This window comes from Paenibacillus aestuarii (assembly GCF_027789125.1).
Taxonomy (GTDB): domain Bacteria; phylum Bacillota; class Bacilli; order Paenibacillales; family NBRC-103111; genus Paenibacillus_E; species Paenibacillus_E aestuarii.
Window position 1 is genome coordinate 97777 of record NZ_JAQFVF010000045.1, and the last position, 8247, is coordinate 106023.

6 protein-coding genes are annotated in these 8247 nt (G+C 39.0%); 1 reads left to right on the forward strand and 5 read right to left on the reverse strand.

Annotated elements, in window-relative coordinates:
* Window positions 1-364: 364 nt before the first annotated feature.
* From O9139_RS19585 to O9139_RS19595, 3 genes are read right to left on the reverse strand one after another with little or no spacing between them, the layout of a single operon-like run.
* Complete coding sequence (locus O9139_RS19585; protein WP_270881158.1) at window positions 365-1480, reverse strand: Ger(x)C family spore germination protein; 1116 nt, start codon at window positions 1478-1480, stop codon at window positions 365-367.
* Window positions 1473-2552 carry a GerAB/ArcD/ProY family transporter gene (locus O9139_RS19590; RefSeq protein WP_270881159.1) on the reverse strand — a complete coding sequence of 360 codons (1080 nt, stop codon included), beginning with the start codon at window positions 2550-2552 and terminating at the stop codon, window positions 1473-1475. Before O9139_RS19590 ends, O9139_RS19585 begins: the two co-directional genes overlap by 8 nt.
* 18 nt (window positions 2553-2570) lie before the next feature.
* Complete coding sequence (locus O9139_RS19595; RefSeq protein WP_270881160.1) at window positions 2571-4070, reverse strand: spore germination protein; 1500 nt, start codon at window positions 4068-4070, stop codon at window positions 2571-2573.
* Between the two features lie 712 nt (window positions 4071-4782).
* Between O9139_RS19595 and O9139_RS19600 the strand changes: the two genes are divergently transcribed.
* Window positions 4783-5355 carry a CBO0543 family protein gene (locus O9139_RS19600; RefSeq protein WP_270881161.1) on the forward strand — a complete coding sequence of 191 codons (573 nt, stop codon included), beginning with the start codon at window positions 4783-4785 and terminating at the stop codon, window positions 5353-5355.
* Window positions 5356-5845: 490 nt separating this feature from the next.
* Here the strand turns inward: O9139_RS19600 and O9139_RS19605 are convergent, their stop codons facing one another.
* Together O9139_RS19605 and O9139_RS19610 are read right to left on the reverse strand one after the other, a co-directional pair.
* Window positions 5846-6289, reverse strand: coding sequence for an ASCH domain-containing protein (locus tag O9139_RS19605; RefSeq protein ID WP_270881162.1), 444 nt, complete (start codon window positions 6287-6289; stop codon window positions 5846-5848).
* A 472-nt stretch (window positions 6290-6761) separates the two neighbouring features.
* Window positions 6762-7979, reverse strand: coding sequence for an IS110 family RNA-guided transposase (locus O9139_RS19610; RefSeq protein ID WP_270880676.1), 1218 nt, complete (start codon window positions 7977-7979; stop codon window positions 6762-6764).
* Window positions 7980-8247: the final 268 nt, after the last annotated feature.

Sequence of the window (8247 nt, forward strand, 5' to 3'; positions counted from 1 at the left end):
ACTTGAAAATAGCTAAACTATCACTTATAAGTGGACTCATTGTTACTATATTGATTTATATTTTGTCATTATTTTTAAACAATGCTATTAGTCAACGAATATCGGGATGCATTGGCTTAATTCTAATACTCACTACAATTATTATAAGTGGCTCACTGATATCAGGTGACCGCCAATGAGCTAATGATAGTACAGAAACCACCAATGATAAAAAGCAAAGGGACAGTATCTCTATAGCATGTTTTCTTGCAGCTATCCCGATTTTACTTCTTTGGGGATATCTTAAATACTCTAAGTGAAAAAATGATTGAGTTAATGGGAGACAATTAAAGCCCTTGAGGCGTTACTGTGCTTTTTCAAACCGCTATTTTTCGAACTTCCCATAATCCTTAATTTTAGTTTGAACATTGCAGCGTACCTCTATATTAGGATATATATCCTTCCAAACAAGATTTGTCCATTCGGAGTAGCTCAAACTATTTCTTATGCGTTTTCCTAATCCTAAACTGTCAACCTTATTTTTTTGCATCTTTGTTACCATTTCCTTTGTTTCAAATTGAATATAATCAGAAATTGAATTTTCAAGCTTCTGTCTATCCTTTTCATCACTTAGATGTAAGTCTCCAATATACTCTAATATTGATCCTTTGAGGCTAATGTTAATATCAATTGAAAATTGGTTATACCCGCTTGAATGTACTTTAATCTTTCTTTTGCTTATCAGAGAGCTTAACATTACATGCTCTCCCTTTGATTCAAGATCTATACTCAGTTCACCTTCCTTAAAGTTTCCACGTAATATTGAAAAGATAAGTGACTTATCTGGACCTATTTTAGTAATGTAACGATCTTCATTAAACAATGCGATCCCATCTATAACCACGTCATCGTTCACTGCTCTAATCATTGGAGCAACTGGATCAATCCCATCATCAAATAGATCTCTCGTGAATTCAAACAGTGTAATATGGGGAACTGTCTGAGCTTTACCTTCCTTTTCTAACAATCGATCAATATACTTTCCAGTTCGCGGATGGGGTAAATAATCCTTCATTAAAAGATCGTGGGCATTTCCATTCACTAAGGTAACTTTTACTCGCTGCGAAATTGCAGGGTCACGTACCAAAGTGTCAATATGCTCCCATAATCCCTTTTTGGCTAAACTTAAACCAAATAGTGTATTTCTTAATTGCCCGCTTACTAATGAAAGTTCAGTTTTTCGAGAAAGCATAATTTTTGCCGCTTTACTAGTTGTCGAAACCGCGGTTAAAGTCTCTCTCTTTGTTTGGCCCTCGGGATCTGCTTTAGGAATGCTGACAGAGATCATTAATTTATCTTCTTGTCCGTTATTCTCACTGGGTAGTAAATCATAGCTTGTAGTTTGAGTGAATCCCAGCTTTTCTAAAATCCGTTGATCTCCACAACCAACTATAGATAAGGGAATGATTAGTACAGCGCAATAAAGAATTGCCTTATACATGTTCCCTATGCCCCTTTCTAATCCATAGAATGAAAAGTATCAACGCTGGTAATCCAAATGCTACACAAGTCTCCGCATATCCAAGAATTTGCAACCATTTTTCAACCTTGCCAATCACATCTGGGATCCAAGCAATTAGAAAGGTAGTTGAAAGAACAAACACTGCAAGCCAGTTTGGTTTGACTTTGGGCAGAATCCTTTGTAAAGTCTCAATTGCTGACCAGCAGTACATAACAATTGTGATTAACATACTGAATAAGAAAAATCCATATAACAAATTCTCAAGACGTTCTATGAACGGTAATTTTATATACGATAATAAATCGAGAAGAGGATATTTGAGTCTGGTTAATTGTCCGAAGCTGAAAAAACCAAAGCAAACAAAACAGACCAATAAATAAGAAATAGCAGTTATCAAATTTCCTATATGAACAGCCTTAATAAATTTGTTGTGATTTTCGGCAAACGGTATAAGTAGTAATGCAATTTCGTAACCAAGAAAAGCCGTATAGCAGTCCAGTCCGCCTTTTAGGAAACTTGTGCTCCCCTTGAAAAGAAATGTAGTTAAATTTGCCCACTCAAAATCATGAATAAAAAATGTTAGAAGAAGCACCATCCAAATAACAATCCAGAAGAAACTAGTCGCTGCTTTTGAAATATTGTAAATACCTTTTATTATCAATAAATATGCGATAATATCGACCAAAGCTTTGAAAAACATAGGATGTGTTGTTGGAAAAGCAATCATTTGAAAGATGATTACATACTGTTTAGCGACAATACAGCCCAGCATACTCCAAATAGAGATCATAACGAAATAAATCGTATTTGTTACAAATTTAGGCAACGAGTTCTCCAGAATGTCGAAAATTGAAGTGCCCTTACCTAAACGATGTACTAACGATATTAGGAAAATGTTGAAGGTAGATATGCAGGTGAAAATAACGATTCCCAGCCAACCGTTATATCCTAAGTTTTGGGCTAACAGTCGAGGAAGGCTGAATATGACTACTCCAGTCTGAATCATGAAGATGAGGATAGTAACATGGAAAGAAGCTAGTTTTTCTTTCACTTTTTAAAACCCTCTCCATTATTTTTTCATTTTGTTCCTTAGCTGGTTTGGCGACTTGGATTGTGCAGGTCTTTCTTTAAGGGCCCAAAATGGTGCGCGGACAAATACATCTCGCCAGTCTTTAAAATTCATTGGGGAAACAGGTGTCAAATAAGAGGTATTTAAACTTGTCAATCCTGACAAGTGAATGATGATTATCGCAATTCCCATCATTAAGCCCAAATTGCCTAGGGTACCGGCTAATATAATTAATCCGAAACGAATTAAGCGAATGGAAGCACTCATTATATAGCTTGGAATTACAAATGAAGCGATTGCGGAAGAGGCAACAGCAATAATAAGAATGTTACTTGTAAAACCAGCTTGTACAGCCGCCTGCCCAATTACAATTCCGCCGACGATGCCTATGGTTTGCCCAATCTTTGTTGGCAGCCTGGCACCTGCTTCCCGTAATAATTCAATCATAATTTCCATCAGCAAAGCTTCGTAAATAGGTGGGAAGGGAACTCGGCTTCGGGACTCGGTGATCGTGAGTAAAAGTGTCTCAGGAATCATTTCATAATGATATGTTGTTACAGAAACATATAAAGATGTAAAAGTAACCGTAACGAGGAAGGCGATAAATCTTAATGCTCTTGTTGCCGTTCCTAAAGCCCACCTTTGATAGTAATCGTCAGGTGAAGAGAAGAACTCAAAAAAAGATGCAGGCGCCGATATAACTGACGGACTCCCATCCAGGATGGCTAGAACTCTTCCGGCAACAAGCCTAGAAACAGCCGAATCCGTACGTTCTGATGCGGGAAATAAGGGGAAGAGTGAGTTGGGACAATCATCTATGTATTGGACCAACATGTTTCCGTCATGTACCGCATCGACTTCAATACTTCTAATTCGTTTAACAAGTTCATTTACATATTCCATATTGACAATGCCATCAATGTATAGGATATAGACGTCCGACTTTGTAACTTCACCTACTTCTAATTTCAGAACCTTTAAGTGTGAACTTTTAACTCTTCTGCGGATGAGGGAAAGATTAATTACTGCGGTCTCAACAAATGAATCGTGAGGTCCTGTAATTACGGATTCTGTTTCGGATTGTTGAACCGTACGTGAATCAGGCTTGTACGCGTTAATTAAATAAACATTTTCTTGGTGGAAGATAGCAACTCCCCCATCTAAAATCCCTTTAATTAAGGATTTCGAATCAAAGATTTGATGATAATGACTGCGCTGAAGAAGCAGACCTACCTCATTGGCTTGAATGTTCGCAAATGGGGTCGCGATGTCGCGCGTAAATTCGTCATTACCTAATAGATGTCCAAAGTAAACAAGATCAACGTTGATCTCGGGAAGATTTCGATGAACAAAATCGTAGCAATTAATGAAGTTATCCAAAGTATGTTGAAGAGAAGGAACTGTAGCTGAATCATTAGATAATTCGATATTAGGAAGAGGAATGGTAAATTCATTTTCCTTTTTTGTGCGCGAGAAGAATATTCGTTGAAGAATTGACATGTGCACTTCTCCTCAAAATTATGGATATAATTACTTTCCACATTTTCTGGAAAATTATTCTTAGGGGTCAAATCTTTCCGAATAGTCTTTTGGAATATCCAGAAATTGTTGGAGCAGATTCTGCCGCTAGGCTAAAAAAACATCATTCAAAAAATGAATGATAAATGCCCGTTTCGCGCAGCACGGGGGAAATGTTATCAAGTTCTTGTCATTTGTGTTATCGAGTTCTTGTCATCCGATGTCCAATGACACAAATGTGCCTACATAAACCAATTCGAAAAAGCTTGAGAAATCAAGTTATTATTTTTTATGTAGGGAAGGGGGCAGGGCACGAAGCCGAAAAAACAGAGAAAAATAAAATGTAGGTCACTACTATATAAAATAATAATAATAATATTTGTCGGGTGACAAAACATTATCTCATTAAATGCCGCTTAAATAGCGGCTTTTTGTGTTTATGGGATAAAGTTCTTGTCAAAACCAAATGACAAGAACTTTATCCCATTCCCGATTGTTGACAAGAACTTGATCTCATTCCCGACGGGGGGAGGGTAGAGGTGATGAAAAAAATTGTAATCAATCTGGACTTATTCATTGAATTAACGGGAGATTAGTGGAATCCGTCCAGTTCGACCCAAAGGTAAGTATATGCATAAATTTTCCTATGGTGACGGACACTATGAGTGATCATTGACATATAGGTGGTATATTAATGGATGAAAATATGGAAAAAGCAAGGGAATTAGTTACTGCATTAGTCCAAACGAATATAGAAAGGTTCATGAACCATGGTGGGTTTTTAAGCCCCCAATGGTGGCTGCTCGTTGCATTTACAATCGTTCCATGGGTTATTTGGGTAAAGATAGTGGATAAAAAAAGAAAGCTTGAACTTGTGGTGGTTGGACTATTCATTGCGATTGTAACTAAGCTTTTAGACTTAGTCGGTTATAATTTAAATTATTGGGATTACCCAATTCAAATGATACCTCTTGTGCCTGAGGCATTTGCTTTTGACTTGTCAATGGTTCCTGTCGCGTATATGTTGTTATATCAGTATTTTAAGACGTGGAAATCATATTGTCTCGGTTTACTTTGTATGAGCGTGATCTACGCTTTTATTGGGGAACCTTTTTGCAATTTGATCATGGTTGTTGCGTATTTCAAGTGGAAGTATATTTACTCATTCTTGTATTATAACGTAATCGGAATCACCGTCAGAACGATTGCAGATAATCTTAAAAGGACATATGAAGGGCTAAACTCTTACCCGGCTAAGGAAAATTAAAATTTAGGAAAAACGCTGAACGGAGTACGTAAACACAATAAAACAGCCGTAGTCTAAGACTTTATTTTTCAAGTCATAGAATGCGGCTGCTTTAAATTTAGGGCGCGTCTAATACTTATTTTTCGTAGTCGTTTACAAAGAGCTCCTTAACCATACGATTCAAAATGACCGCGTTCAAGTTCGTGAATATCTCCGGCATTATAACGAGCATGTTCAGAGCCAATTCCAGCGTGAACGGGAGCTTGTACAAAATGAGCTCTCACATCGCTTGCAAGAAATTGCACAGTAGCTTCCGGGGTAATTCTAATTGGCTCATCTGAAACAGAGTGAACGTAATGCCATCGTTGGGTTGCCATCCCTAGCGGTTAAGGAATATTGGACATGGGGGCCATGGCTACCCGATTTTTCAATAGTAAACCTTTAATTTCATAAGGAGAAAATAAGTAATTGGTCAAGTCAGAACCTCCATTAATTGATTGTTTACATAGGGTCATATCATCAACTCTTCGCCTATCGGATATTCCCATAGTCCCAGTTTTCCCTTCACTGGAATATAGGGCTTCAGCAGACGGAAACCAGCTATTTCCCACGCAAAATAACCTGGACTGTAATCACCTAACAGGAAGTCATCCCCCGTCACGACCTTCCCGCAATCCAGAATGGCTGACGTATGATTAGCGTCGATGACTTGATAACAATTCGTAAGCTCGCAAGTTGCAAGGATAACTCCCGTAGGGAGGTTTTGTTCCGTATAGCCATTCTTGGCGAGTAAAGAACGGATGGGTTCATATTTGCAGTCCTGCTTATCGACTTTCTGGCTTGCATGAATGGCCAACGGTCCGCGATACCGGGTCTTCCAGGATCTTGTTTCATAGAGAGTCTCGCCTTGGACAAGCAGAGTCGCCCACGGTTGAATCATGGATAATACTTTCATTCCTCTACGCTCCATTACTGTTCATAATGTAGTACTATTCCCCAAACATTCTCCAGACTTTCCATACCCGCATAAAAAAGACGCAATCCCTCCCATCAAAAAGACTGACAAAAAGGAGCGGTTAGCTAAAATGTAGGGAACTTTGTGTCATTAATGTAGGGAGATTTGTGTCATTAGACAGTCAGTACATACAATTGTGTTGGGTGACAAGAACATTATCTCATTAAATGCCACTTAAATAGCGGCTTTTTATGTTTATGGGATAAAGTTCTTGTCAAAACCAAATGACAAGAACTTTATCTCATTCCCGACGGGGGGAGGGGAGAGGTGATGATATTGTAATCAATGTGGACTTATTCGTTGAACTACCATGAAAATTAAAGATTAAGGCATTCTCAGAAAAAGGGCAGCATGAAAGAAGACGCTGCTCTTTCATTTTTTAAAGTGTAGCGGCGCCTATGAAATGGGGGGATCAGGAGACTTCCGAAATCGAAACGTTATAACCTAAGCTCTCAAGCCTTCGAACTGAATTCCGTACAATTGCTCCGAGTTTCTGTTTGTCAAAGTAATCTTCACCTAGATCAACATACATTTCTTTTCTTGTCAATAAATAATAAGCGATTCTTAGCATGGCATGGGCCACAACAATAGCAGCTCTTTTTCTGCCTTTTCGTGCTAAAGTTCGCCTATACATTGCACCAAGATAGTTTTTGGATGCACCTACCGAATGCGCTGCTTCTGTTAAAGCAGATTTTAAATATTTGTTTCCTTTTTTGCCTTTGGAAGACTTTCGTTTGCCGGCGCTCTCATTATGTCCAGGCACTAATGCAGCCCAAGAACATAAGTGAGCCGCACTAGGAAACTGTTTCTCTATGTTTGTTCCGAGTTCAGCTAGAATCTGTTCCGCCATCCGAGGGGCAATTCCAGGTATGGAGTCCAAGCGTTCTACGTCTTCTTGATACGAACTAACCCTGTTTGCAATTTCTTGATCTAACATTTCAATTTGTTCGGACAGAAAGTCAATATGAGTTAGAATTGTCTTGATCATTAAACGCTGATGGGGGTTTACGTAACCTCGAAGAGCTAGCTCAAGTTCTGCTTTCTTCTTTTTCAGTGTTCGTTGAGCGAAGTTTGCCAATTTCTCAGGATCATCTTCACCTTCTGCAATAGCGCGAAGCATATCCTTAGAGGAAACGCCCATAATATCGGAAACAACAGAGCCGAGTTTAATGTTTGCTCCTTCTAGAACCTTTTGTATTCGATTGTGCTGTCTGGCCCGTTCTTCAATAATGCTTCGGCGATAACGGACTAACTCTCGAAGTTCTCGTTGATCGCGGTTTGGAACGAAGCTAGCTTTTAGAAGTCCATGGCGTAGAAGTTGGGCGATCCATTCAGCATCTTTGACATCTGTTTTACGTCCTGGTAGTGCCTTCATATGTTGGGCATTTACGACTAAAAACTCGATATCCTCAGCTTCTAGCAGGTTAACAATTGGCTTCCAAAAGACTCCTGTGCTTTCCATAGCAACATGAGTACATCCATGTTTTTTAATCCAGTCGATTAATTGCAACAAAAAGACTGTTTTAGTAGAAAACGTACAAATCTCCTTTCCTTCTGGTGTCATTACACATGCTGTAATGGAGTCTTTATGAACATCCAAACCACATGCGCGTTCAATGAGAATTTCCATTGAAAGCATCCTTCCTACGGCACTAAAATTGGAGCTGGTGCAACAACCAAAATAGGATTAATCTACCATGAGTGCTTCCCAAGAGGGAGCGACATTCTGTGATGCACCGTGGTCGTCGGAGTCAGACTAACGGATGGGCTCTACCGCACCATAGTTCATCGACCTTCTTCTCCCAGCCGTAGTAGCAGTATTGACGGCTTTTTGATTTCATTTTCATCCTCTGTGATGCAGCGCTGTTTCGCGCGCTGCATGATTGGCTAACGGGCAG